Raw genomic sequence first — 25,578 nt, 5'->3', positions numbered from 1 at the left:
GCTAGAACGCCACCTTCATGTTTTAACTTATCCATGATTTTTTCGCCAAGCTCGCTTACTTTAGCCATACCTGGTTTTTCTAGGATAACGTCAATCTTACCGTCTTCACGTACTTTTTGAACATAACCCGTTAAACGTTGGCCTACAAACATGTTTTTAAATACCATGTTATAAAAGATCACCCCAAAGTGAGCTTCTTCAATAATAACTTTGTAACCAATGTCTGTTTTTCCAGCCACTATAAGTTGCACTTCTTGTAGTGGTGCATACTCAGGCTCTGTTTTATTAAGAAAACGATTAAAGTTATTAGATGCACAAATACGGCCGCTGGCATTATCTAAATATAAACGCACGAGGTAAGAATAACCTTCCTGCATTCTTGGTTTTTGTTCGTTGAATGGGGCAAGTACGTCTTTTTCAAGACCCCAATCTAAGAAAGCACCAATGCTGTTGATTTCTTTAACACGAAGTAGGGCGTATTCACCTACTTGAGCTAACGGCTTTTTCGTTGTCGCAGTGGCGAGATTAGCGTTATCTAAAAAGATAAACACGCTAACACTGTCGCCAGCTTCAAGTTCATGTTTAATTTCATGACTTGGTAAGAAAACTTCGCCTAGCTCATGACCGTCGAGGTACGCGCCTTCGTTACTTACTTCGTTTACAAATAAGGTTTGGGTGGTTCCGAGGTAACTCATTTTTATTCCTGTTCTGGCTTTTTACGGCGGCGCATCGGCGCATCACCATCAATGTTTAACGGCGCTTTAATTGGGGCTTGAGGCTGCTTAGGTTTCACTTTACGTTTAGTCAGTGATTTAGCTTTAGGCTTGGCTTTATGCTGCGCAGTTGCTTTTATTGCGTCTGGTTTTACTTCTCGCAATCCTTTAAATTTGCCCGTTAAACCTGTCACGGTATGAAATTCAAGTTCATCATTTAAAAAGGATTTAATCGCTTTATAACTTGGCCAATCTTTTGGTCCAACTAAAGAGATAGCCGTGCCTTTGAAGCCCGCGCGGCCAGTACGACCGATGCGGTGTACGTATTCTTCGGCATGTTTTGGTAAATCAAAATTGATCACATGAGTTACGCTTAATAAATCAAGGCCACGGGAAGCAACATCTGTGGTGATTAAAATTTTAAAGTTTTCGCGGCTAAAGGCATCCATAATGTCTAGACGCTTACTTTGCGTTAAATCACCTGCTAGCGCCTGTGCTTTTAAGCCTTTACTAATTAACAGTTCACTTAAACGCGTGGTATCAGAGCGAGTTGCAGTAAAGATAATGCATTGACCTACGTTATCTTGTTTTACAAAGTGCTCGAGTAAGGCTTCTTTATGATCTAAATGATCCGCTAAATATAAGCTTTGCTTTATGTCTGAATGCTGCTCGTTTGCTGCACTGAGCATAATTTGCTTAGGCTTTTTTAATAAATTACGAGATAGCGCATCAACTTGAGCATGGTCTAGTGTGGCAGAGAACAGCAAGGTTTGGCGTAAGCGGTGGTCGGCCAACTCGTTAATCATTTTAAGCTGTTCGGTAAAGCCTAAATCTAAAATACGATCGGCTTCATCAAAAATTAATAGCTCTAAGCCACTTAACTGTAAAGAGCGCTGGGTTAAGTGATCGGCTAAACGCCCTGGTGTGGCAATAACAAAATGCGGATCATTACGCAGCGCTTTAATTTGGTCGTTAAAGTTTTCACCACCGAGGATTTTAACGGCTTTGATATTGGTACCGGCAATAAGCAATCTAAGTTGAGTGAAAACTTGGGTAGCAAGCTCTCGCGTTGGAGCAACAATTAATACACGAGGATCACGTTTACTGAGGGCCTTTTGTTTCATTACTCGTTGAACTGCGGGTAATAAAAACGCTAACGTTTTACCTGAGCCGGTTTTAGACTGAGCGAAAATATCGTGGCCTGCAAGGGCAGTAGGCACAGCATGAGCTTGAATATCAGTGGGCTGAGTGATGCCTTGATGCGCAAGCTGTGTTTCAAGGCGAGTATCAATCCCAAGATCAGTAAAGTGCAAAGTGTGTTTCTCCAAATTGAGCAAGTAGTTGGCAATAAGCCAAAAATATTGCACCTATTATAGCGTAGTAGGGTGTTGTGCTAACAGTAAAAACCAATCAATAGCGGCTTTTTTTGCATTTAATTTGAAAAAGCGTAAAATACGCGCCCCAATGCGCCGGATTTACGATTCGGTTTTGAAAAAGCAAAATAGGAATACCCATGACAGCCATTCATAAAGATAATGTCACCAGTGCGCACTTTGTTGTGTGTGCTTTGTATAAATTTGTCGCTTTACCTGAGTTTGAAGCACTGCGCCAACCACTACTTGATGTAATGGAAGCCAATGAAGTACGTGGCACGTTATTAATCGCCGCAGAAGGCATTAACGGCACCGTTGCCGCTAAACGTGAAGGGATTGACAATTTATTAGCCTGGCTTGATAAGCAACCAAATTTAGACAATATCGTTTCTAAAGAATCATACGATGATGAATGCCCGTTTTACCGTACTAAAGTAAAACTAAAAAAAGAAATTGTCACTATGGGGGTTGAAGGCGTTGACCCATTAAAAGTGGTTGGCAGCTATGTAAAACCAAAAGATTGGAATGCGCTTATTTCAGATCCAGAGGTTATTTTAGTTGATACCCGAAACGATTATGAAATCGAAATAGGCACTTTCCAAAACGCAGTCGATCCAAATACTAAAACGTTCCGCGAGTTCCCGCAGTGGGCGAAAGAAAACCTCGATCCGAGTAAACATAAAAAAGTAGCCATGTTTTGTACTGGCGGTATTCGCTGTGAAAAATCAACTGCTTACATGAAAGAGCAAGGTTTTGAAGATGTATACCATCTTGAAGGCGGCATTTTAAAATACCTAGAAGAAGTGCCAAAAGAAGAAACCATGTGGCAAGGTGAGTGCTTTGTATTTGATAATCGCGTAGCGGTTGATCACGATTTACAAAAAGGCTCATACGATCAATGTCATGCCTGTCGTATGCCAATCACTGAAGACGAAAAACTAAAAGCTGAGTACATGGAAGGCGTATCATGTCACCATTGTATTGATGATGTGACTGATGAGCAAAGGGAGCGATTTGCGGAGCGTCAAAAGCAAATTGAATTAGCGCAAGCTCGCGGCGAAGGCCATATCGGCAACGAAGCTCAAGCTGTTTTACAAAAGCGTAAAGAAGCCAAAAAAGCGCAAAAAGACGCACAGCGTAAAATGTAATTTAGCGTTATTACTATCGTTTTATAAAGCCTCAGCATTGTCTGGGGCTTTTTTAATAGTGACATCAATAATATTCGTTAAGAAAGGTATATAGCAATCATCCCTCATACACCTCTAAAACTCAGCGTCTCTTAACTAGAGTTCAGGTTAGTGAGAAAAACACCAGTTCATGTTATTAATTATCAAGTTCGAAAATCACTAATTGATTGAGCGAAAATAGGGACTGAGTTATATTCATATATAAGAAAAATAAATTAAAACGAGTTATTCTACAGGCTCGTTAGTTGCCAAGGAAGTTCAGATGCAATCTTTAAACCTAAAGCTCGGCTTTATTTCTGTAGTAAAACTAGCTTCATTGTGGGGGCTTTGCACAGGAATAGTCTGGATGCTTCTTTTGACTGTAGCTATTGTGTTTGGTTTATTTGCCGGTGAAACACCGCCTTTGGCTTTAGTTTTATTAATCCCATTTGGTTGTTCGCTTCTTTTTGGTGGGCATATTGCGATTGGTTATCCTATTTATATGCTATTGAACAAGTACACTTCAGGTATAAAAGTTAATAATCTGATTAACGGCAACTAACAAGGCCGTTAAACCGTGGACAGAAAACAGTTGGCTTGTGCTTCTTTGTCGCTAATTATAGCTAACTATTTTGTGCCGTTTACGGCTGCGTTTTAGACATTCCAAGGAATCATCGATATTGGAAGATTTAGATAGCACATATAATCGCTTGATAATGAGTTGTAATCTTGATCGTACTAGAGCTACATGCCTGAATAATTGGAGTATGTTTATTCGTTGTCGAGATAACAACTCTTGCGTGATCTGTGATAGTGGGGAAAGAGTCTCTGCTCATCATATCGTTAGAAAAAGCTTGATTCCGCAAGCCCAGTTTTTGCCGGGTAATGGTATCTCGTTGTGCATAAATTGTCATAAAGAAGTTCATAAAGGGTTCAATGGAAAGTCAAATGTTTCACTACCGATGGATACCCAAGGCGGTGAAAAAATCGAGGTTCTAGCTTACCTTTTCGGTGTATTACGAGAGAGCTCTATTGATCGTGAACCCAAACACTATGAATTGTCACCAGATGTTTTGAGGATGTTTAAAGAATTTCAAGGTTACGACATTAAGGAGAAATTTACTGGCAACGATGCATGTAAAGCTTACCTAATTTGGCAAGGAGCACCGAGGCAAGTAGTAAATGCAGTTTTGCATGCCAACGGTTTTTAGACACCGAGTAAAAATGTCTAACAAACGGCTCAAAAGGGATTACCAACGCGTGGCGGCTTTAGTGCAAAATTGAAGTTCAGCATTTACAGTGGTTTTTTTTATATGTAGCGGCAATTGTTACTTTTGGCACAAGTGGAATATTTAAATCATTATCTGGACTGTGTATTTTATCTGTCGATGCGCTGGTTAAGCTAGTAGCTTACGGCCAATTATTTTGTTGACGGCTCATTTTATGTATACCCAAAGCGCAGCGTCTCTTTACCTCTTTGTGAATAAATTCAGTTAAAATTTTTTTGCACAAAGAGCAGATAATGAACAGTAAATGAGGGTGTAATAAAATAAGCCTCCGGCTTTACCGGAGGTCAGTTAACTGAATCAGAGTGATTACTGATAAGAAGTTATCGTCTATCAATAATCGATTTTGCTAGTTTAGTAACTGCAATATTAGGGTTAGATGGCTCATCTAATATTAAGATGTCTGGTTTTATCGGTTTTTTACACAGCTCTTGACCAGCAGGTCGCGTAAAAATTGCCGTTGGCATGGTTAGTTCTAGTTTTGAACCGTCAAAAATTGACGTTTGAATTCTGCCTGTAGTGCATGACCTAGCACCACCAGACTCGCCAGCGATTACAGCCTGGTGTGAGTCTTGAAATGCAGTCAAAAACAAAACGCTTGAAGAGTAACTTAAAGGACCCATCAACAAATAGGCTTTACCAGGTATGCGTAGGTCGTTACGCTCTTCGATAGGTATTAGTTCATCATATGAGCCTTCGGCTATGGTTCCTAATTCACCTTTAAAAGGACCTAACCTAATGTTGCGCTCAGTCATTCGAATTTTGAATCGTGATAGAAACGAGAAGGGTTTTTGGGCCACAAATGGGGCAATTCCCAACTGCCAATAGTGATCGGTTCCTCCAGGATTATTGCGGACGTCAATTATGACATCTTGTACATTTGCATCTCTAAATTCCAACCATGACTGTTTCATAAAGTTAAAAAAAGGCTCTTCTTGCTCAGAGGAATAGTAAAATCGATCGATTCGTATGTAACCAATATCATCTTTTAATATTTTACGTTGTACAAAATCACTAATATCAGAATTATCCCTTACTGTGTTGTTGTCACTGCCAGGAATAGAATAACGCCTGAGTTCACTATTATCATCAATATCGACTTGATAATTGTGGCTGTCTCCATATAGCAGCCAATACATTTTGGCAAATCTTTGTGCGCCGAATGCTCGGCGGTTACTGACTGTATCGCCATGCATTCTGTTTAGAATATTGCCAACAATCTCCGCTGCGGCCACTCCATTTATCGCAGCTATTTTGTCACCAATATTAATATTTTCATTAACGTTTTCGACCCCAGTAACATAGATATTTTGCGATTTATCTATTCTCACTTGAAGGGGAAAAAACCGCCCGCCATTATCCATATGTTGGTTTAGACGTTGCTCATATTCTGGGTATGTAATAACCATATGACCATCATTAAAAAAAGGGTTCATTAGCGAGAAATGCTTCCACGCTTCAAGCTGTGTCATTGGAGCTACAATTGTTTGTGTAAGCTTATTTAGTTCAAGCTCAAGCGCTTTAATATTCATCGTGAAACTAGGATCAGGATGAACTGTTAATAGTAAGGTCTTTAACTCTGCCACGTCGTTTTGCAAATCTTTAACTGAAATCAAGTCACCTTTTGGCGGGAATTTTATACCTCTCTCTATATCGATTTCTTTTGATTGAACATTAAAAATCCCTAAGATGACAATACCTAAAAATAATAAGCTTTTCATTTTTTAACTTTCATCCTGATATTAAATTAGTAAACCTAATTTTGTTGGTTCATATATAAAAGACACAAACACAAAATATGTTTAATTATTCCTGATGTACTAGAAATCAAGTTAACATGATATTTTTGTATGGTATGAGCATGGAATTGTAAGTTTGTATTTCATGAGTAACATGTGGTGGTTATTCAGACATGCTTCCTGTGTATTTGTAACCGACGGGTATTAACCAAAAGTAGCCTAGCCTTGGCAATTTTTTTGTACATAAATAAACCAAGCTAGTGTGGGTAATTTGACTTTGAGCTGTTAAAACTTTCGCTTTGCAAATAAGTACTAGCGCAGCAAAAGTTTTATTAGCATTGTTCAGGCTTATGCGGCTTTGTTATGTTTACCAAAAGGGCTTGCTGCTGATTGTTGATCTATATCGGCACAATTGAGTATTGTTTGGGTTTCTGTCCAATGTAGCAGGGTGATCCGGCCATTTTTGTCTTCTACCAAAGCGGTGCAGTTTTCTATCCAATCGCCATCATTACAATAAACAATACCATCAACAACTTTTAGTTGCGGGTGGTGAATATGGCCACAGATTATGCCGTCAACACCTTGCTTTTTTGCTTCATGAATTGCGGCATTCTCAAATGCTTCGATTGCTTCTCGGGCTTTGTGAACACGCGCTTTGATCCACGATGCTAGCGACCAATAATTTCCGCCATATAAACGCCGTATGCGGTTAGTCCAGCGATTTAAAAAGAGCAACAAGTCATAACCCGCATCACCCGCAATACTTATTAACTTGTTATATCGGGTTGCGGAATCAAAATCATCCCCGTGAACGAGCAGAAATCGTTTATTGGCTTTGGTGGTGTGAATAAATTGCTGGTGAACTTCAATGCCAAATAAGCTGTTATTGACGTATTGCCGAAATGTTTCATCATGGTTGCCTGGAATATAAATTACGCGCGTTCCTTGCTCGGCTTTAGCTTGAATACAGGCTAATACTTGATAGTGACTGGCGTGCCAAAAGAAGTTTCGCTTCATTGACCACAGATCAACAATATCGCCGACTAAATAGAGGGTTTCACATTCGATACTATTTAAAAAATCGAGCAGGTAATCAGCTCTACAATCTTTATAACCTAAGTGAACATCTGAAATCCAAACGGCGGGATAGTGCTGTTTTTCGCTACTCGTTGCTTTATTCATGGCATTTACTCGCGGTGTAATAAGGTAAATGCTAAGTAGCTTAGATGACAGTACCAAGACGTTTTCGCTAAACATCTATGACAGAACCTAAAAAACCGCCGAAGCGGTTTTTTAGAGTAACTAAATATGCGTGTCTTTAAGCGTTTAGCAACGTCTTAATAGTCGTGATTGCGCTATCAAGATCAAGCATATGCTTTTCACCAGTACGACGGTTTTTAAGCTCAACTTTGTTTTCGTCAAGGTTGCGCTCGCCAATCACTAAGGTAAATGGCACACCAAGTAATTCCATGTCGTTAAACATCACACCAGGGCGCTCTTTACGATCGTCAAATAACACGTCTAAACCTGCAGCTTTCAAACCATCATAAAGGTTATTGGCGATATCAGGAATACGGTGTGACTTATGCATATTCATTGGCACAATAGCGATATCGAATGGTGCAATTGGTTGTGGCCAAATAATACCGTATTGATCATTATTTTGCTCAATAGCAGCAGCTACAATACGTGATACACCAATACCATAACAACCCATGGTCATAATTTGGTTTTTGCCTGATTCACTCAGTACACCAGCTTTCATCGCTTCTGAGTATTTAGTACCCAGTTGGAAGATATGACCCACTTCGATACCACGTTTAATTTGTAAGTTACCTTGGCCGCATGGACTTGGATCACCTTCAACAATGTTACGTAAATCGGCAACTTCATAGTCTGTTACATCGCGATCCCAGTTAATACCACTGTAATGCTCGTCATCTTTGTTTGCGCCTGCTACAAAGTCGGCCATCACGTTAGCGGTTCTATCAACAATAATTGGCATAGTTAAGCCAACTGGACCTAATGAACCTGGTTTTGCACCAATCGCAGCAACTATGTCTGCCTCGTTGGCCATTTCAAGTGGTGAGTCAACTAATGGGTGTTTTTCTGCTTTAAGCTCATTGAGTTCGTGGTCGCCACGGATAATCAAAGCAACTAAACCACGCTTGCCGTTTTCGTCTGGCATGCCGTACACAATCAGCGTTTTTACGCCGCGATGAAGTTTAACACCATAGTGCTTTTTAAGCTCGTCGATGGTTTTTGCATCCGGGGTTGGGAATGCTTTTAATTCTTTTGCAGCAGCAGGGCGTTCTTCGCTAGGCGCTAGTGCTTCTGCTTTTTCAATATTTGCTGCGTAATCGCTACCATCACTAAACGCAATCGCATCTTCACCTGATTCTGCTAACACATGGAACTCATGAGATACGCTACCACCAATTGAACCGGTATCAGCAATAACTGGGCGGTAATCAAGATTTAAACGCTCAAAAATATTGCAGTATGCTTTATGCATAACTTGATAGGTTGCGTCTAAACACTCTTCAGTAAGGTGGAATGAGTAAGCATCTTTCATGGTAAATTCGCGAGCACGCATTACACCAAAGCGAGGGCGACGTTCATCACGTACTTTAGTTTGTACTTGGTACAATGTCAGTGGTAGCTGTTTATAAGAGCTGACTTCTTTACGGACAAAGTCGGTGATCACTTCTTCATGGGTTGGACCTAGTGCAAACTCACGATTATGACGATCGGTAAAGCGCATTAGCTCGGGACCAAATTGCTCCCAACGGCCCGATTCTTGCCATAAGTCAGCAGGCTGAATAACAGGCATAAGCATTTCAATTGCGCCTGTTTTATCCATTTCTTCACGAACGATGGTTTCTACTTTTCTTAACACGCGTAAACCAGAGGGCAACCAAGTGTACAAACCTGACGCTACACGACGGATCATACCCGCTCGTAGCATTAATTGATGTGAAACTATTTCAGCATCAGACGGTGTTTCTTTCAGTGTTGCGAGTATATATTGACTGGTACGCATGGTTAATTCCGATAGTTATAAAGTTTTTATTTTCAATAGGCGCTAAGTTTAGCAGCGGTTGCTTTTACACTAAAGCGCTAAGTGTGTTTTTCTAGTTTTTTTCTATACTGCTGACGTAGTTATGGTCGTCATTTACCTGCCAACGAATATTAAAATCGTATAATGTCATGCCATAACTTTGCTCACCGTGTTGTTGTTTTTTATAAGCAGGGCGGGGATCTTGTTTTAATACATTACTGATAAAGTCTTGCAGCTCTGGATAGGTGTGTTGTTTGGCAATAAAATCTAAGCTTGCTTGACTAAACTCAACGGTCATATCAGTTTCTGGGCGAGTATCTGCAAAGCCGGCTGTGGCATCGAGCATGGCGTCAGAGTAGGGCAAGTAGGGTTTAATGTCTAAAATCGGCGTACCATCGAGTAAATCTATACCCGCGAGTAATAAACTTAACTGACCATTTTTATATTCAATGCCTTCTAGTTTTACTGCACTCATGCCGATAGCATTTGGTCTAAAAGTAGCGCGGGTAGCAAACACACCTTTGCGTTCATTCCCACCGAGTCGGGGTGGCCTTACCATCGCTGAATAGCCTTTATCTGCAGTTTCATGAAAACGAAAAAGTAGCCAAATGTGGCTGAATTCATCTAAGCCACGGACAAACTCTTCACGGTTAAAATCTGCTGTGAACACCAATTTAGCTTTGGCTTGGGGCACTAAACGAGGTTGACGGGGAATAGCAAACTTTTGTTTATAAGGAGAGTGAATATGGCCGATGGCCGTCAGTTGAAAATCGCTCATGGGACTCAAATACAGTGAAAGATACGATATTCTAACCGTTAACAACAAAAAAGGCAGCTTGAAGCTGCCTTTTAACTGTTAAATAACCTGTACTCAGGTTATGAACAGTGGCTAGAACATATATTGGAATGACACCGAGGCGACATCCATCTCTGGATCAAAGTCATCCTCTAGTTCATAACGCTCATATTCTAAACGTACCTGCATATTAGTGGTAAATGCGTACTCGATACCTGCGCCATAGAATATATCGCCGCCACTTTGGTCTGCGGAGATCTTACCAAGAGCCGGAAGGTCACTGGTTACCTCTGCATCCCATTCAAGCCAACCGCCTTTAGCGTAAACAGAAAAGCTTTCGGTGATCGGGGCTGCTAAACGTGCCGCTAGTGATACGCCATCAACTTCGGCGTAGCTATCGATATCGCTTACTTCATCAAAATTTTGATAGGCAAGCTCTAAACTCAAATACTTATTAAATTGCGTACCAACATAACCCTTGAGCATTTGTGAGTCATCATCGAAGTCTATGTCATCATCAGAGTCTTCAAACTGGAATGAATATTGGCCATAACCAATACCTGTATAGACGCGAGGGTAATCCATGTTTGTGGTGTCTGCTTGTGCCGCATTATTAAAACCAAGTAATGCCAGTGAAATTGCAGAAAGTGAAATTGCTTTAATCATTTAATAGCTCCTTTACAAAATAAAAATAACGCAATTTAGCGTTGCTTTAGTTCATTTCACTTTGGATATTGCACTACGCGTGCCAGTTGTATTTTGTCGAAATAACACACTGTTAGAGCTGTTTTTGGCTATTAATTTGTAACATTGGGCGTTATTTAAACGCCCATTCAGTTTGGCTAGAGCAATGATTTCTCAGTGCTATGTAGATTTTACGCAGCGATCAGCGCGTGTTTATGGCTCTGATTTATGCAGCAGTGTTTCTGTTTCAATGGCAATTTCTTTCATTTTTATTGCGTAGTTTTCGATTTTTTTATCTTCATCGCTGAGTGCTGTGTATACCGGCACGGCGACAGGGTAACCGGTTTCATCCATGGCAATAAAACTGATCACGCAGTGATTGGTTTCGACTAGGTTACCGGTTTTTGGATCGCCACAGCGTACCTGAATAAAAATTTGCATGCTGGTTTTTCCGGTATGGGCAATTTTTGCTTCAACCTCAACAATTTGACCAACGAGGATAGGGCGCCTGAATTTAACACCGGCAACAGACACTGTAACGCAGTAATGACCACTCCAACCTGCGGCACACGCATAGCCTGCTTGGTCAATCCACTTCATGACCACGCCACCATGGACTTTACCACCAAAGTTAACATCGGTGGGCTCAGCTAAAAAACGAAATATAACACTCGACGACGGCATAAACTTACTCATATTTATTAGACGGTTATTAAACAGTTATTATTGAGCATAGCGCAAAAAAGGGGCCGAAGCCCCCTGCAATTTAGGATTTGTTTAAAATTAAAAGTAATTACATATTCGGGTAGTTAGGGCCACCGGCACCTTCTGGTGTTACCCAAGTAATATTTTGGCTTGGATCTTTGATATCACAGGTTTTACAGTGCACACAGTTCTGTGAGTTGATCACAAACTCATCTTTGCCTTCAATCTGCTGAACTTCATACACGCCTGCTGGGCAGTAGCGCTGAGCAGGCTCATCGAATTTAACTAAATTAACCTCAATGGGAATAGCCGCGTTTTTTAATTTTAAATGACAAGGCTGTGATTCTTCATGGTTAGTATTAGATAAAAACACCGATGACAGCTTATCAAAGCTTAATTGCCCATCCGCTTTTGGGTAACTAAGGTGTGGTGCTTGGTTTTTATCAACTAAGGTTGCATGATCTGGGGTGTTATCTTTAAAGTTAAAAGGCAATGCACCGCCGAATAAGTTTTGATCTAAGGTATTGTAGGCACCACCAATAAACTTACCAAGTTTATGCATTACGGGCCCAAAGTTACGTGCTTGGTGTAACTCTTTATAAGCCCACGATTGTTTAAATGCTTCGCTGTAGTCAACTAAGTCAGTATGCTGTTGCTGGTTTGTAAGCGCAGTAAAAATAACCTCAGCGGCAACCATGCCTGATTTCATCGCTGTGTGATTACCTTTAATTTTTGCAAAGTTTAGCGTGCCCGCGTCACAACCTACCAGCAAACCACCCGGAAAGTGCATTTTTGGTAATGAATGTAAGCCGCCTTTTGTAATAGCCCGAGCACCATAGGCAATACGTTGGCCACCTTCGAGCACATTTTTAAATACGGGGTGGTGCTTCATCTGTTGAAATTCATCAAACGGGCTTAAGTGTGGATTACTGTAATTAAGATCAACAATTAAGCCAACCACAACTTGATTGTTGTCGCTGTGGTACATAAATGAGCCACCATTGGTATCGCCACTTAATGGCCAACCGGTGCCATGTACAACCGTACCTTGTTTATGTTTTGCAGCATCTATTTGCCAAATTTCTTTAAAACCTAAGCCATAATGTTGAACTGATACATCTTTATCAAGGGCAAATTGACTGATCAGCTGTTTACCTAAATGACCACGGCAGCCCTCAGCAAATACAGTGTATTTGGCACGCAGCTCCATGCCTGGCATAAAGCCGTCCTTTTGGTTGCCTTCAGTATCAAGACCCATATCACCAGTAATTATGCCTTTTACTGTGTCATCTTCAATAATCAGTGAATGCGCGCTAAAACCTGGAAAAATCTCAACCCCAAGATTTTCTGCTTGCTCAGCCAACCAACGGCATACGTTGCCCATAGACACAATATAGTTACCGTCATTATGAAATGTTTTGGGGGTAGCAAAATGAGGGATGGCAGTGGCTTTATTTTCGTTATTAAACCAATAAATTTCATCATTAGTGACTTTGGTTGTGATTGGTGCCCCTAATTCTTGCCAATTAGGCAGTAACTCATCCAGTGCAGTGGTTTCAAATACTGCGCCAGATAAAATATGTGCGCCAACTTCAGAGCCTTTTTCAACAACACAGATCATGCACTCTTTATCTTGTTGTTGGGCTTGCTGCGCTAATCTGATCGCGGTAGCAAGCCCTGCAGGGCCTGCACCTACGATGACTACATCAAATTCCATGGTTTCGCGTTCGACCATAATAACCTCTTGTGTGTGACGGAGCCGTACCTTTGAGGAAGGTAATTTCATACTTGCAAATGAAACGTTACAGGCTGTGAATAGTTTAAGGTTATTTTAGGTTGACGTTTACGTCAACAGGAAGTAGTCTGAATTCATAAAATAAATAGGTTGACGTACACGTTAGCTTGTAGGTTTAAATAATTATGGAGTTCCTATGAAAGTTCTCGTTCCAATAAAAAGAGTCATCGACTACAACGTGAAAGCACGCGTTAAAGCAGATAACAGCGACGTTGATCTAACCAATGTAAAAATGGCGCTTAATCCATTTTGCGAAATTGCCATTGAAGAGGCTATTCGCCTAAAAGAAGCGGGCATCGCCACCGAAGTCATCGCCGTGACCATTGGCGCTAAAGCCTCGCAAGAACAATTACGTACCGCTTTGGCATTGGGTGCAGATAAAGCCATTCATATCGAAACGGACGAAAAGTTAGAATCTCTACACGTCGCTAAGTTGCTTGCCAAGATTGTAGAGCAAGAAAGCCCAGAGCTGGTGATTTTAGGTAAGCAGTCAATTGACTCGGACAACAATCAAACCGGCCAAATGCTGGCAGCATTGACGGGCCGTGGGCAAGGTACATTTGCATCAAAAGTTGATGTGGTAAATGGCACGGTTAATGTGACCCGTGAAGTTGATGGCGGCTTACAAACCGTGGCTTTAAAGCTTCCTGCGGTTGTTACAACCGACTTACGTTTGAATGAACCTCGTTATGCGTCATTACCAAATATTATGAAAGCAAAGCGTAAACCGCTTGAAGTGATTGCTGCAGACAGTTTAGGTGTTGATTTAACACCGCGTATCCAACTTGTCGCAGTGCATGAGCCAGCTAAACGCAGCGGCGGTATCATTGTTGACGACGTAGCACAGTTAGTTGATTTGTTAAAAACGCAAGCGAAGGTGATTTAAATGAAAACATTAGTTATTGCTGATCATGATAATGGCGTTTTAAAGCCGGAAACATCAAAAACTATTAATGCCGCGCTGAAGCTTGGTTTTCCTGTCAATGTATTGGTTGCTGGCGAAAATGTCGCGCCACTGAGTGAAGTGATTGCCAGTATCGAAGGTGTTAATAGCGTACTGATCGCTGATAGCAGTGAATATGCCCAGCAATTAGCTGAGAACATTGCGGACTTAGTGGTATCACTTGCCGCTGATTACTCACATATCGTTACCAGTGGCACTACGACAGGTAAAAACTTTATGCCACGTGTGGCTGCATTACTCGATGTTGCACAAATTTCAGAAATTATTGAGGTAGTGGATGCTGATACCTTTAAACGGCCAATCTATGCAGGTAATGCAATCGCAACGGTAAAATCACTCGATAGTAAAAAAGTGATCACAGTACGTGCAAGTAGTTTTGATCTGCAAGGCTCTCAAGCACCTGCTGAGTCGGTAAATATTGACGGCGTATTTAGTAGTGAATTAAGCAGCTTTGTCAGTGTTGAGCAAACTGAATCTGAGCGCCCAGAATTAACCGCTGCGCAAGTGGTGATCTCGGGTGGCCGTGGTATGCAAAACGGTGAGAACTTCTCATTACTGCATGGCATTGCCGATAAACTCGGTGCCGCGATCGGTGCATCACGCGCTGCTGTTGACGCGGGCTTTGTGCCGAATGACATGCAAGTGGGTCAAACAGGTAAAATTGTTGCGCCTAACTTATATATTGCCGTAGGTATTAGTGGTGCCATTCAGCATTTAGCCGGCATGAAAGATTCAAAAGTGATTGTGGCTATCAATAAAGACCCTGATGCGCCAATCTTCCAAGTGGCAGATTACGGTCTTGTTGCGGATTTATTTGATGTGCTGCCAGAGCTTGAACAAGCACTCTAATTTATAACGATTCTGGTTGTTAAAAGCTGTTGTGATCAGTTCGCTGATCACGCAGCTTTTTTTCTTTTTATGACTTTTTGCACAAAATATCAACTCGCGTTAAGCTATTGCTGTTTATGACTAGAAATTTACGGCTAAAAAATGAATAATCAGCGGGTTACCCTGTTATCACCTTAAATTTATTCCAAAAACGTTGAGACCCCGCAGTGAAAACCAAAGCAATCCGCAATTTTTATATCAATGAAGAGCAGTCGGTCTATTTGCTTTCTCACCATGATGCTAAAAAGCATCGCCAATGGCTCAATATTTGTATCAAGCAGCTAACCAATTTAGGCTACCGAGAAGTAGAAATGATTGGCTCTGGTGCGTTTGGTTTTGTGTTTGCAGGGCTTGATCATCAAAATCTGCCATGGGTGTTTAAATTTTCTCGGATCACCCTTGCACAAAGTGTGCGTGACCGCCTTGAAGATGAAGCATTTATGCTCTCGCAAGTTGATAATCCATTAGTGCCTAAGTTTTATGCCTTTGAGAGAATAAAAAAACAGGGTATTTTAATGATGGCCCGTGCCATGGGTGAAGACTTAGAAAAAATATCGCTCAAAAGAGGGCGCTTCAGTGCCGCGACAATCACAGATCTTGCTTTAAAGCTACGTAACGTATTAATTGACCTACGCAGCCATAAAAACGGTTTAAGTCCGCAGCCGATTGTTCATGGCGATATTAAACCATCAAACTTAGTGTGGGATGAAACAACCCGTGCATTATCGCTGGTGGACTGGGGCAGCTCTGTTTATGCACAAATGGACAGTGACGCCAACCCGATCGCCAGTAATATTATGGATTTAATGTCGGGAGATTTAAGTACCACCAATGCCCGTATGGGCGATGTGTACTTTATTGGTGACGAACAAATGTCGGGTGCTAAATCCTCGCCACGTTTTGATGAGCAAGGTGTGGCTTCGACCCTCTATGCGCTTGCTTCTGCCCAGTCGTGTCGCTTTGGAGCACAAGTGATCCCCGCAAGCTCGCTTGGCTTACCGATGGAACTGGCAAAAGTGATTGATGGCATGTTGTCAAAAGACAAAACCATCCGCGATGGTGCTGGTGATTACTTTATGCGTAATATGCCGGCCATGGCAAAAGCTTATTTACCCGAGTTAAATTTGGCTGAGGATAGTAAAGCCCAAATCCCTTTCTGGTTTGGTAACGCTGACGAACTTCCCGATACTGTGGTGTATAGCTCGCGAAAACAGTTTTTACGCCAAGCCGATCATAACCAGCAATTACTTGATGTGAATGATGCGCAACTTGACCGTTATTATAAAGAGTTTTTGTTTGATACTGGCGATACCGAAAAAGCCTTTTTAGCCTCAATTAGCCGTTTGGCAAAATACCCTGCAGTAGGGGGCTTGAGTTTTCATTGGAAAGAAGATTCGTTGTTTATTGAATCGTCCCTCATAATGCATGACGAAAGTTTAGGCCCTGCATTTACCCAAGCGATTAATAACGCGGTGATGTTGGCGCAAGGTATCAGCCAAAAGGGACTGTTTAAATGCTGCTTATTTGATGCCCGTAAAACCATTCAATTAGAGCGCGATGGCACAGGCGCGTTTAAATTTGAACAACTACCAGAGCTTGATTACGAAGTCATGAACTTAGCCAGCTCGGATGTTACGCGCCCGCATTCATACTTTGAAGATGGTAAAGATCCAGATGAGCAACTGCAGCTACCTAAAAAAGTGATCAAGTGCGTATTTGAACTAAACCAAATTCATCACACCGGTTGCATTATTTTTGAAGCCCTGCCGGATAGAATGAAAATTCACCATTACTACCGACTGCTAGATGCCAGTAAGGAAGTTGAGTTTAAACGTTTGCTTAATAAACTCATGCAATATGCGGTCAGTATTACTGATGTGGGGGTTGCCGGGTTTATGAAATTACCTTACAAAAACACCCGTGAATTTGACTTATGTGATAAACAACCAGCGTTTTTCTTCCCTAAAGATCCCAAGCGCTATGACGCTTAATAGATAGAGCATTAAGACTAGGAGTAGCAATGGCAAAAAATAAACCCGAGATCACCTTACAAAGTTATGGCATTTATAGTCACTGGGACTCATCGTCAAAAGACTTGCCACAAATTCAATCGTTTACCAATAAAGTCCCCGCTAAACTTGATATTGAATTTGGCTTAATCATCAATATAAAAAAAGCCAAAGGCGAAAAGCTCCATTACTGTATTTACCACCCGGATATTCCTGATACCGATGGTGAGGTAATGCCACCATTTGATGGCTTTGAATACGTTAAAGACAACGACTGGCACTTTTACTTAGGTGATACCTTATGGGCACCCATCAGCAATAAAACAGGCGATTGGCGCATGACCATAGAGCTAAACGGTAAATTGATCGCCGATAAAACATTTACTGTGTTTGAACAAGAAGCAATGTCAGAAATAGAATTTTGGCAAAAGCGCGGGTATTGATACTTCAATAGCAAGTTGTCTAAGGGACATTAGCTAGAGTGTATTGATATGTGGTACGTTATAATTTATCAGTAAATAAAAATACTAAATGTTAGTTTTTCATGGAGGCGTAGACTTAATGGAATTAATTAAATATCTCAATGAACATTTCTATACCAAGCAAGAGCTGCTTGATCTTTCAAAAACGAACGAACAAACCCTACGAGAGTATCAAGAAAATAACTTAATGCCGCAATGCTCTTATAAGGTAAACCTAGAATTGAAAAGTGACTCATTTTTTGGTCCCTATAATAATGAGCAAGAAATTGAATATTATGCAAAAGGCTACGTTTCTTGGTTAGGTATAATTCAATCACTCAATTCACGCGATGCTATTTATTCTGTCTTTGCTACTCGTTATAAAGCTGCTCTTGATAATCTTAATAAGCAAGGTCATTGTTCTAGTGATGCTAAGATAACGTCAGACCTTAACAATCATCTTAAAGATGAATGGGCGTATTTTTTAAATGGCATATATGGCTTGTGTACTAAGTCAGGTTTACCTGAGGACATTGCGGCTAAAGAATTGTCGATTCTAGAAATTAATGAACTATTAGCGTTTAAAGAGTTAACTGATGGACAACTAAATAGGCTTAGCTCTGCTGTTAACCTCTTAGATTCAGCCAGTTCATTATTTGCACCACACGAAAGATTGAAAAGTTCTCGTCATCGTTTGATAAATGAAGTTCGACGTAAATATAAACTGTAAAGCTACTTATAAGGACGATGTTGCATTGAATTCATTAAAACTAAATGATTTCCTAAATTCGCGACCTGCACCGAAAGGTATCGATGTTTTATGCAAATTACAGCACTTCGCTATCATTACTTATGCTGTTGAGCCTACAAGATTTGCTGGCCTATTTCCTGAACGCTTTAAGTTAGACACCTTAGAAATCAATGGAGAGGAAAAAGCATTAATTTCAGTCGTGCCATTTATAGATGTTGATTTTACCTCGGCAGTTTATCCATTTCCAAAGTTCACGATGGGACAAACTAATTATCGAATTTATATTATTGATAAACAAACCAATGAACGATGCGTTTGGTTTTTAGGCACCACGCTGGATTCGTGGACACTTGCAATACCTAAGTATATTTGGAATTTACCTTGGTATAGTGGGGATGTGAAATTTGATTGTGATTTCGATGATTCACAGCAAATATACCTTAAATATAAAATGACAACTGATGCCACTTGGGCACCAGCAAATGTTGAGTTAGCACAAACGAAAAATGCAGCTATTGAGTTAGCCGGCTTTCCAGATATTGAGACTGGGCTTGTGTATTTAACCCATCCATTAGCAGGATTTTATCATCGCCGCGATGGTAAATTAGGTACTTATCGCGTCTGGCATAAGCAACTTAAGGTATCTTCTGGCTATCTTAAGTCAGCCAGCTTTGGGTTGTTATCTCGTTTAGGATTAGTAACTCAAGAAGAGCAGCAAATTGCTCATAGTGTGCTTATCGAACCTATAAATGAATTTACAATTTACTTACCGCCAAAAGTGGTTAAATAACAAAATAGCTATCGTGCATTAATTATTAACTGCGCAAATGGCATAACAACTGGCTAATTAGCTTACACGGAGGTTTATTTACATGAATATTTGTTTGATAGTTGCGGGCACATTGAGTGCTATTGCTGCAATACTGCATTTAGGTTGTATTTATTTTGGCGCGCCTTGGTATCGATTTTTTGGTGCTGGAGAGCAAATGGCTCAGCTGGCTGAACAAGGTAGTATTAAGCCAACGCTAATAACTTTCGCTATTTTTATTGTGCTTGCAACTTGGTCACTGTATGCCTTTTCTGCGGCTGGGCTTATTTTAAAACTGCCTTTAGTGCGCTTGGTGTTGATACTAATAACAACAATATATTTAGTTCGAGGGGTCGCTGGTTTTTTTCTTATCAGTTCTCCAATTGGGCGCTCTCCCGAGTTTTGGGTTTGGAGCTCTGTTATTTGTTTATCTTTTGGTGTTATACATCTGATAGGGTTAAAACAGCAATGGAGCAGCCTGTAACTGGCAACTAAAAGAAACTCAAACGAGGCAGGAATCCTACCTCGTATGATATATGTATATACCTTAGCCTGCGGCTAACTCTTTTCGAATGATCTCTGCACCTGCGGTTAACGCGTTCAGCTTGCCTCTTGCAACTGCGCGAGGAAGCGGTGCCATACCACAGTTGGTACAAGGGTAGAGTTTATCGGCATCTACAAATTGCAGCGCTTTACGTAGCGTGTTGGCTACTTCCTCTGCTGTCTCTATGTTATTGGTCGCAACGTCAATGGCACCTACCATCACTTTTTTACCGCGAATAAGCTCAAGTAATTCCATCGGCACATGTGAGTTGTGGCACTCTAATGAGATTATATCGATATTAGATTGCTGCAGTTTAGGGAACGCTTGTTCGTATTGGCGCCATTCAGAGCCCAAGGTTTTTTTCCAATCGGTATTCGCTTTGATGCCGTAACCATAACAAATATGCACCGCTGTTTCGCATTTAAGGCCTTCAATGGCTCGCTCTAAACAGGCAATACCCCAATCATTTACTTCATCAAAAAATACATTAAAAGCAGGCTCATCAAATTGGATGATATCAACACCTGCCGCTTCTAACTCTTTGGCTTCTTGATTAAGAATTTTGGCAAATTCCCAAGCAAGTTTTTCACGGCTTTTATAATGGTCATCATAAAGCGTATCAATCATAGTCATAGGCCCTGGCAGTGCCCATTTTATTGGTTGTTTTGTTTGGCTGCGCAAAAATTTTGCATCATCAACAAAAACGGGTTTTATACGTGAGACAGGGCCTACCACAGTCGGCACACTGGCATCATAGCGGTCACGAATTCTCACCGTTTTACGGTTTTCAAAATCAACGCCATTAAGGTGTTCAATAAAGGTGGTAACAAAGTGTTGGCGGGTTTGCTCACCATCACTAACAATATCCACACCAGCGTGTTGTTGCTCTTGTAAAGAGATGCGCAGCGCATCGTGTTTGCCGTCGATTAATTGATCACCTTGTAGCTTCCAAGGTGACCAAAGTGTCTCTGGCTCTGCAAGCCATGTTGGTTTTGGCAAACTGCCCGCAGTTGAAGTCGGTAATAGGGTTTTGTTAATACTAGTTTTCATAATAAGTAATGCCGTCTCTATAATTTAATTTTGGTAGCGATTAAGCGTAATGCTTACGCGTAGCTAGCAGAGAACTGCTCAAGTACCGTTTGGTATGGCTTGATAAAGTGTTGCTCTGCAAATTTGCCTTGCTCATTTGCTAATTGGCTACGCTCTTCACGGTCATAGACAATTTGCGTTAATGAGTGATCCAAGTTCTTTAGGTTTGGCTGATAGCATTTGCCAGCAACCGCATTGGCATTATAAATTTCTGGACGATAGATTTTTTGAAACGTCTCCATCGTGCTGATCGTGCTTACTAACTCAAGATGGGTGTAATCATTGAGTAAATCACCAACAAAATAAAATGCAAGCGGTGCAACACTGTTTGCTGGCATAAAATAGCGCACCTGTAAGCCCATCTTTTTAAAGTATTGCTCAGTTAAAGAGCTTTCATTTGGCTGATACTCAACCCCTAATGCTGGGTGCTGATTTTCAGTGCGATAGTAGGTTTTGTTATCTGACACACTTAAACATATAACGGGTGGCTTGTTAAAATGCTGTTGGTATGTGTCTGAGCTGATAAAGTATTTAAATAGTTTGCCGTGTAGCTCACCAAAATTATCAGGAATGCTAAAGCTAGATTTACCTTTATTATGCGCTTGTAGCAAAACGCTAAAATCATAATCACGCACGTAAGAAGAGAAGTTATTACCGACAATACCTGCAAGGCGTTTATTTGTTTGGTGATCAACAATATTGGTTTTTAATACTTCAATCGATGGGAAGCTTTCACCACTGCCTGCAATATCCATATCGACAGAAATGATTTCAAGCTCGACAGAGTAACGATCACCGTTAGGGTTATCCCAATGGGCTAGGGCATTAAAGCGGTTATCAATCATCTTTAAAGCGTTGCGTAAGTTTGCTTGGCGGTAACTGCCTCTTGCTAGGTTAGCAAAGTTAGTGGTGATACGCGTGCTTTGGGCTGGATGATAATTTTCATCAAGACAAATGCTCTTAATAGTAAATTTAAAGTCTGTATTCATGGTGATCTGGTATCCATTATCTGATTTAAAGCCTGAGCCTTGCTCAATACTCGAATTCTTAAGTTACTTAGCTAATTGCTATAGTAGCTACACTATTCAGAGATTTTTGCCTGAAGGCATAATTAACAATCTGCTGCTGAGCTGCCTAGCGTGTAAGAGTTGCGTTATTTATACGTGGTTCGGTAGATGAAGAAAAACGCTTTAATTTCACATAAAACATGAGCCATATTCATTCTTATGCAACTTGCCTTGGGTCAGTTATACATTGCGCGCAATATTGGCTGAAAACCTAAAAAACTAACCGACTCACTTTAGCCGTCCAAAGCTCTAGATGTTTAACTTGTATTTATTTCATCTAAAACATGAGGATTATTCAGGGCTTATCTAAGCTAAAAATATAAATGGTCATTGGTTATATTGATATACTCGGCTTGATGTAGTGAGTTAAGGAAGCATGTTGTTGTATATCAGGCTTATAGTCGGTACAGAAATGTGCATCTTAAATATAGAGAATCACTTTGTATGAAAAACTCAACTTGCAGCCTTAATAACTGCATTCATCTAGGATGATTGCCCCCAATGATAAAGAGACGAACGGAATGAATGAATTGCTCGTGTTAGTTGTGTACTGTGCATTATTAGGCAGTGGAGTTGGTTTTTTAGCTGGTTTACTGGGTATTGGTGGCGGGTTGGTCATTGTACCTGTGTTAAGCATTATTTTACTGCATTTTAATGTTTTACCAGCAGAGCACGTCGTTATTGTTGCAATTGCAACCTCATTGGCATCGATATTATTCACCTCCACCTCTTCAGCAATCGCTCATCATAAAAACGGCAATGTACCATGGCAGTTAGCACCTTGGGTAATGACAGGCGTAGCCCTTGGTGCGCTGATCAGCGGATTTTTAGCGGCATTACTACCTGAGAAAATCGTGCGCATTGTGTTTGCAGTTACTGTGGTATTAATTGCTATTAAAATGTTTTTCAGCAGTAAAGCAAATGAAGAACAACAGCGCGCAATGCCTAGTAAAGGCCTATTAACTATTTTAACGATGATCACCGGCGGCGTGTCTGCGATGATAGGTATCGGCGGCGGGGCGCTATTAGTGCCTTTGTTAACGTTTTTCTCCGTCAATATGAAAAAAGCCATTGGTTGCGCCTCTGCCTGCGGTATTGTTATCGCATTATTTGGTTCAATTGGTTATATCAGCTCAGGCAGCACTGTGTACCAGCTTGCAGATGGATTCGCTGGATTTGTCTATTTACCTGCCTTGTTCGGTATTATTTGTACATCATGGTTTACCGCCCCATTAGGCGCCAAAGCCACCCATTATTTACCGGTTTCTTTGATCAAAAAAATCTTCGCGACATTACTGTTAGCAACCGCAGTAAAAATGATTATGTATTGATGGGGAGGGGGTTGCAGTGATAGGAATAACACCGCGCAAGTGCTTGGTCATTACATTAATTTGGTTATTGGGATTGTAGTGGCTAATATTCAAAGTAACAGTGTAATTATTAAAGCGGTACGGGGGGCTGCTTAGTTGTTAAGTTTATGAAACTCGTGTAAAAAGGATTTTTAAAACGAGGGAATGCTTGTGAATGCTGATTCATCTAAAAAATTTGTTTCTTGGTACATCAAGTCACTATGCTCAGTGTTTATAATTATTGTATTTGTGTTTTTTTACAGATTTGGGTTTAATTTCAATACAACACTTGAAACTTGGGTTCACTCTGCAAGTTTTTTTAATAATATTCTTACACCACCTCTACTGGCAATTACGTCTGTATTTATTTTGCTTACATGGCGAACTAGCAAAACAGAGCTTGAAGCTACAAAAACTTTACTTGAGAAGCAACTAGCAAGTAAAGATCTTGTTGAGGACTTAGAAACATTTTCTAGACGATTGTCTGACTTATCGAATGTTGAAAGACTCTCTCTAAATCCAGGAGCTAAATCTAGATTAAAGTTTTATCTTGTGAGCACATTAGATATGAACAATAACCTTTATAGTCATGCAGCACAATGGATGGAAGGCTTGGCTGATTCACTTGATAAAAGAGAGTTTACTCTTTACTACCTTTCCCAAGTTGATCTAGAAGTAAGAAAATGTATTGAGAGTTATAGCCGCTTAATGGAACATGATATGACTTTACCAGAAGTCATTTCTGAATGGTTCAGCCACCCTGATGTAATTAATTTAGTTGCTGGCTTTGCTTTCATCAAGTCAAGTGAGGGGCAAATTTGGGTAAGTTCATTTTCTAAACTTCTTAAAAATGTGTGTAACAAAGAAGCTTCAATACAAGCTAAATATTTAGATGAAATGTTTTTCAGAATTGATGTTAATTTTGCTTTAACGTGCATACAGTATTTGAACGAGCTTGGACTAACAGATGAACAGAAGGAAATTTTTCTGAATTATCACAAATCATCATGCTCAATACTTTCCACCAAGGATGTATAAATGTTTACAATTTCAAGTAAAAAAGGCATTACTAAAATTTTATGTATTTACATATTTTTTCTTTTATTAATTTTTATAGTAGTTGCTTACTTATTTTTTGATAGATTCTCATTTGATCTGAATAGTCCTATTGAAAATTGGGTCAACACAGCAAACTATTTCAATAGCATTCTTACACCTTTCTTACTAGCAATTACTTCTGTTCTTATTTTTCTTACTTGGAGTACAAGTAAAAAAGAACTAGAAACGACTAATGCAGCTTTGGATTTAGATTTTAATTTTAAAATATTTGATGGGATGGTTAAGTCATTTGTTAACACATTAGATACTCAGGTTGAATTAGAGTTTAGGGAAACTGCTTTTGAAAACGCTTGGAACTACTTAACAAAAGATTTTCCAGAAAAAATAATGTTTGTAGAAAAAATTGTAGAGCAGCTTCACCCAGAAACTGCAAAGTTAGACCTAAAACGAACTTGTATAAAATTTGAGACAACAAATCGTGAATGCTTTAACTCTTATGATTTGGCAACAGAAGTATATTTAATAGGAGAAGACACTACAGTAATGGAAATATTTAAACCTTGCTTCGAAAACAACTTATTTTTTTGTTATTCAAGAGAAACTACACAATCTGAGTCAAGGGTTCCTATAAGCATAAGAAATTTTATTGATATCCTTAATTTTATTGAAGAACATAGCAAAGATATCAAGGATAAAAATAAATTGATGAACTACCTTGTATTTTATATAGAACCAAGAATAATTAAAAAATTAAGCTTCAATGATAAAATTAAGAACCACCCAGTATTCCCTTATCTACCAAGCTAAATGAATGTAAACCCCTTTCCAGCTGAAAACACCCTCTCTAAACTTTATACTCGTTGCCAGTTTTTATTATGAAACTTGGTAACGATGCAACCACTCTCACTCCTAAACGACCTAAAATTTCTAACTTTACGTTAGAGCTTTATCGGTCAGATATAATTCAATAAAGCAACACTATTTTAGTATTAAGCAATTACATTAGACGCTGCTGGTGGCGATGTAACAACTGTATATTTTTAAGATTTACGAAAATTCAGCAAAAAAGCTGGCACTGCCAGCTTAATTATTAAAATATTTTGTTAGCACCTAGCACCTAGCACCTAGCCTGTCTCTTATACAGAAGTTTCTATTTTCTTATATTCATGATCTAATAAACAAAAAAATTAGGTCATGAATATGGTAAGCAATGAATCTCTCGAATGGGCGCAACTTATTTTCAGTAAAGCTAAGCTTAACGATCCTCGCCG

General features: G+C 40.0%; 24 protein-coding genes. 13 read left to right on the top strand and 11 right to left on the bottom strand.

Annotation, left to right across the window (positions count from 1 at the left end; genetic code table 11):
* The coding region (locus ENH88_RS00645) for a CvfB family protein (protein WP_304178390.1) at nt 1-695 on the bottom strand (695 nt) is incomplete at its 3' end.
* A gap of 2 nt (nt 696-697) precedes the next feature.
* Nucleotides 698-2,026: a DEAD/DEAH box helicase gene (locus ENH88_RS00640; RefSeq protein WP_304178388.1), complete on the bottom strand. Its 1,329-nt coding sequence runs from the start codon at nt 2,024-2,026 to the stop codon at nt 698-700.
* Between the two features lie 200 nt (nt 2,027-2,226).
* Here ENH88_RS00640 and ENH88_RS00635 point away from each other — a divergent pair, with 200 nt between their 5' ends.
* From ENH88_RS00635 to ENH88_RS00625, 3 genes are all read left to right on the top strand, one after another.
* Complete coding sequence (locus ENH88_RS00635) at nt 2,227-3,234, top strand: rhodanese-related sulfurtransferase (RefSeq protein WP_304178386.1); 1,008 nt, start codon at nt 2,227-2,229, stop codon at nt 3,232-3,234.
* Nucleotides 3,235-3,535: 301 nt separating this feature from the next.
* The gene (locus ENH88_RS00630) at nt 3,536-3,814 is read left to right on the top strand and encodes a hypothetical protein (protein ID WP_304178384.1); all 279 of its coding nucleotides are present in this window, start codon (nt 3,536-3,538) and stop codon (nt 3,812-3,814) included.
* 118 nt (nt 3,815-3,932) lie between these two features.
* A complete protein-coding gene (locus ENH88_RS00625; RefSeq protein ID WP_304178382.1) occupies nt 3,933-4,463 on the top strand; it encodes an HNH endonuclease in 531 nt (176 codons plus the stop codon).
* Between the two features lie 398 nt (nt 4,464-4,861).
* Here the strand turns inward: ENH88_RS00625 and ENH88_RS00620 are convergent, their stop codons facing one another.
* From ENH88_RS00620 to ENH88_RS00590, 7 genes are all read right to left on the bottom strand, one after another.
* Complete coding sequence (locus ENH88_RS00620) at nt 4,862-6,259, bottom strand: S41 family peptidase (protein WP_304178380.1); 1,398 nt, start codon at nt 6,257-6,259, stop codon at nt 4,862-4,864.
* A 366-nt stretch (nt 6,260-6,625) separates the two neighbouring features.
* The gene (locus ENH88_RS00615) at nt 6,626-7,459 is read right to left on the bottom strand and encodes a UDP-2,3-diacylglucosamine diphosphatase (protein ID WP_304178377.1); all 834 of its coding nucleotides are present in this window, start codon (nt 7,457-7,459) and stop codon (nt 6,626-6,628) included.
* A 136-nt stretch (nt 7,460-7,595) separates the two neighbouring features.
* Complete coding sequence (locus ENH88_RS00610; RefSeq protein ID WP_304178375.1) at nt 7,596-9,320, bottom strand: proline--tRNA ligase; 1,725 nt, start codon at nt 9,318-9,320, stop codon at nt 7,596-7,598.
* A 91-nt stretch (nt 9,321-9,411) separates the two neighbouring features.
* The gene (gene tsaA, locus ENH88_RS00605; protein WP_304178373.1) at nt 9,412-10,116 is read right to left on the bottom strand and encodes a tRNA (N6-threonylcarbamoyladenosine(37)-N6)-methyltransferase TrmO; all 705 of its coding nucleotides are present in this window, start codon (nt 10,114-10,116) and stop codon (nt 9,412-9,414) included.
* A gap of 111 nt (nt 10,117-10,227) precedes the next feature.
* Entirely contained in the window at nt 10,228-10,800 is a 573-nt protein-coding gene (locus ENH88_RS00600; protein ID WP_304178371.1) for an outer membrane beta-barrel protein, read from the bottom strand.
* A gap of 231 nt (nt 10,801-11,031) precedes the next feature.
* Nucleotides 11,032-11,502: an acyl-CoA thioesterase gene (locus tag ENH88_RS00595; RefSeq protein WP_304178369.1), complete on the bottom strand. Its 471-nt coding sequence runs from the start codon at nt 11,500-11,502 to the stop codon at nt 11,032-11,034.
* 109 nt (nt 11,503-11,611) lie between these two features.
* Nucleotides 11,612-13,258 carry an electron transfer flavoprotein-ubiquinone oxidoreductase gene (locus ENH88_RS00590; protein WP_304178368.1) on the bottom strand — a complete coding sequence of 549 codons (1,647 nt, stop codon included), beginning with the start codon at nt 13,256-13,258 and terminating at the stop codon, nt 11,612-11,614.
* A gap of 196 nt (nt 13,259-13,454) precedes the next feature.
* On the opposite strand from ENH88_RS00590, the gene ENH88_RS00585 reads away from it, so the two are divergent.
* The 7 genes from ENH88_RS00585 to ENH88_RS00555 all read left to right on the top strand — a co-directional run bounded on the left by ENH88_RS00585 (nt 13,455) and on the right by ENH88_RS00555 (nt 19,683).
* A complete protein-coding gene (locus ENH88_RS00585) occupies nt 13,455-14,204 on the top strand; it encodes an electron transfer flavoprotein subunit beta/FixA family protein (protein ID WP_304178367.1) in 750 nt (249 codons plus the stop codon).
* On the top strand, nt 14,205-15,131 hold the full coding sequence (locus tag ENH88_RS00580) for an electron transfer flavoprotein subunit alpha/FixB family protein (RefSeq protein WP_304178365.1): 927 nt from the start codon (nt 14,205-14,207) through the stop codon (nt 15,129-15,131).
* Between the two features lie 206 nt (nt 15,132-15,337).
* A complete protein-coding gene (locus tag ENH88_RS00575; protein WP_304178364.1) occupies nt 15,338-17,161 on the top strand; it encodes a protein kinase domain-containing protein in 1,824 nt (607 codons plus the stop codon).
* A gap of 29 nt (nt 17,162-17,190) precedes the next feature.
* Nucleotides 17,191-17,622: a DUF3859 domain-containing protein gene (locus ENH88_RS00570; RefSeq protein ID WP_304178363.1), complete on the top strand. Its 432-nt coding sequence runs from the start codon at nt 17,191-17,193 to the stop codon at nt 17,620-17,622.
* Between the two features lie 118 nt (nt 17,623-17,740).
* Nucleotides 17,741-18,370: a DUF6058 family natural product biosynthesis protein gene (locus ENH88_RS00565; protein ID WP_304178361.1), complete on the top strand. Its 630-nt coding sequence runs from the start codon at nt 17,741-17,743 to the stop codon at nt 18,368-18,370.
* Nucleotides 18,342-19,181, top strand: a complete 840-nt coding sequence (locus ENH88_RS00560; protein WP_304178359.1) for a DUF2071 domain-containing protein — start codon at nt 18,342-18,344, stop codon at nt 19,179-19,181. The genes ENH88_RS00565 and ENH88_RS00560 overlap by 29 nt, the downstream gene beginning before the upstream one ends.
* Nucleotides 19,182-19,263: 82 nt before the next feature.
* Nucleotides 19,264-19,683 carry a hypothetical protein gene (locus ENH88_RS00555; protein ID WP_304178357.1) on the top strand — a complete coding sequence of 140 codons (420 nt, stop codon included), beginning with the start codon at nt 19,264-19,266 and terminating at the stop codon, nt 19,681-19,683.
* A 63-nt stretch (nt 19,684-19,746) separates the two neighbouring features.
* Here the strand turns inward: ENH88_RS00555 and ENH88_RS00550 are convergent, their stop codons facing one another.
* Together ENH88_RS00550 and ENH88_RS00545 are read right to left on the bottom strand one after the other, a co-directional pair.
* On the bottom strand, nt 19,747-20,793 hold the full coding sequence (locus ENH88_RS00550) for a methionine synthase (protein WP_304178355.1): 1,047 nt from the start codon (nt 20,791-20,793) through the stop codon (nt 19,747-19,749).
* Nucleotides 20,794-20,846: 53 nt separating this feature from the next.
* A complete protein-coding gene (locus ENH88_RS00545) occupies nt 20,847-21,821 on the bottom strand; it encodes a DUF1852 domain-containing protein (RefSeq protein ID WP_304178353.1) in 975 nt (324 codons plus the stop codon).
* A gap of 599 nt (nt 21,822-22,420) precedes the next feature.
* Between ENH88_RS00545 and ENH88_RS00540 the strand changes: the two genes are divergently transcribed.
* From ENH88_RS00540 to ENH88_RS00530, 3 genes are all read left to right on the top strand, one after another.
* Nucleotides 22,421-23,230, top strand: coding sequence for a sulfite exporter TauE/SafE family protein (locus ENH88_RS00540; protein WP_304178352.1), 810 nt, complete (start codon nt 22,421-22,423; stop codon nt 23,228-23,230).
* A 189-nt stretch (nt 23,231-23,419) separates the two neighbouring features.
* Complete coding sequence (locus ENH88_RS00535) at nt 23,420-24,286, top strand: hypothetical protein (RefSeq protein WP_304178350.1); 867 nt, start codon at nt 23,420-23,422, stop codon at nt 24,284-24,286.
* Nucleotides 24,287-25,114, top strand: a complete 828-nt coding sequence (locus ENH88_RS00530; protein WP_304178349.1) for a hypothetical protein — start codon at nt 24,287-24,289, stop codon at nt 25,112-25,114.
* Nucleotides 25,115-25,578: the final 464 nt, after the last annotated feature.

The sequence above is a fragment of the Pseudoalteromonas prydzensis genome (assembly GCF_011050055.1).
In the GTDB taxonomy this organism is placed as follows: Bacteria; Pseudomonadota; Gammaproteobacteria; order Enterobacterales; family Alteromonadaceae; genus Pseudoalteromonas; species Pseudoalteromonas prydzensis_A.
This window is presented reverse-complemented; position numbering and strand designations above follow the sequence as displayed.

Bases quoted from the DNA above. Each gene is read 5' to 3' on its own strand.
- ENH88_RS00530 (WP_304178349.1), top strand. From the start codon at position 24,287: ATGTTTACAATTTCAAGTAAAAAAGGCATTACTAAAATTTTATGTATT.
- ENH88_RS00610 (WP_304178375.1), bottom strand. From the start codon at position 9,320: ATGCGTACCAGTCAATATATACTCGCAACACTGAAAGAAACACCGTCT.
- ENH88_RS00600 (WP_304178371.1), bottom strand. From the start codon at position 10,800: ATGATTAAAGCAATTTCACTTTCTGCAATTTCACTGGCATTACTTGGT.
- tsaA (WP_304178373.1), bottom strand. From the start codon at position 10,116: ATGAGCGATTTTCAACTGACGGCCATCGGCCATATTCACTCTCCTTAT.
- ENH88_RS00635 (WP_304178386.1), top strand. From the start codon at position 2,227: ATGACAGCCATTCATAAAGATAATGTCACCAGTGCGCACTTTGTTGTG.
- ENH88_RS00550 (WP_304178355.1), bottom strand. From the start codon at position 20,793: ATGAAAACTAGTATTAACAAAACCCTATTACCGACTTCAACTGCGGGC.
- ENH88_RS00580 (WP_304178365.1), top strand. From the start codon at position 14,205: ATGAAAACATTAGTTATTGCTGATCATGATAATGGCGTTTTAAAGCCG.
- ENH88_RS00565 (WP_304178361.1), top strand. From the start codon at position 17,741: ATGGAATTAATTAAATATCTCAATGAACATTTCTATACCAAGCAAGAG.
- ENH88_RS00555 (WP_304178357.1), top strand. From the start codon at position 19,264: ATGAATATTTGTTTGATAGTTGCGGGCACATTGAGTGCTATTGCTGCA.
- ENH88_RS00630 (WP_304178384.1), top strand. From the start codon at position 3,536: ATGCAATCTTTAAACCTAAAGCTCGGCTTTATTTCTGTAGTAAAACTA.
- ENH88_RS00590 (WP_304178368.1), bottom strand. From the start codon at position 13,258: ATGGTCGAACGCGAAACCATGGAATTTGATGTAGTCATCGTAGGTGCA.
- ENH88_RS00595 (WP_304178369.1), bottom strand. From the start codon at position 11,502: ATGCCGTCGTCGAGTGTTATATTTCGTTTTTTAGCTGAGCCCACCGAT.
- ENH88_RS00570 (WP_304178363.1), top strand. From the start codon at position 17,191: ATGGCAAAAAATAAACCCGAGATCACCTTACAAAGTTATGGCATTTAT.
- ENH88_RS00585 (WP_304178367.1), top strand. From the start codon at position 13,455: ATGAAAGTTCTCGTTCCAATAAAAAGAGTCATCGACTACAACGTGAAA.
- ENH88_RS00545 (WP_304178353.1), bottom strand. From the start codon at position 21,821: ATGAATACAGACTTTAAATTTACTATTAAGAGCATTTGTCTTGATGAA.
- ENH88_RS00540 (WP_304178352.1), top strand. From the start codon at position 22,421: ATGAATGAATTGCTCGTGTTAGTTGTGTACTGTGCATTATTAGGCAGT.
- ENH88_RS00620 (WP_304178380.1), bottom strand. From the start codon at position 6,259: ATGAAAAGCTTATTATTTTTAGGTATTGTCATCTTAGGGATTTTTAAT.
- ENH88_RS00560 (WP_304178359.1), top strand. From the start codon at position 18,342: ATGAAGTTCGACGTAAATATAAACTGTAAAGCTACTTATAAGGACGAT.
- ENH88_RS00615 (WP_304178377.1), bottom strand. From the start codon at position 7,459: ATGAATAAAGCAACGAGTAGCGAAAAACAGCACTATCCCGCCGTTTGG.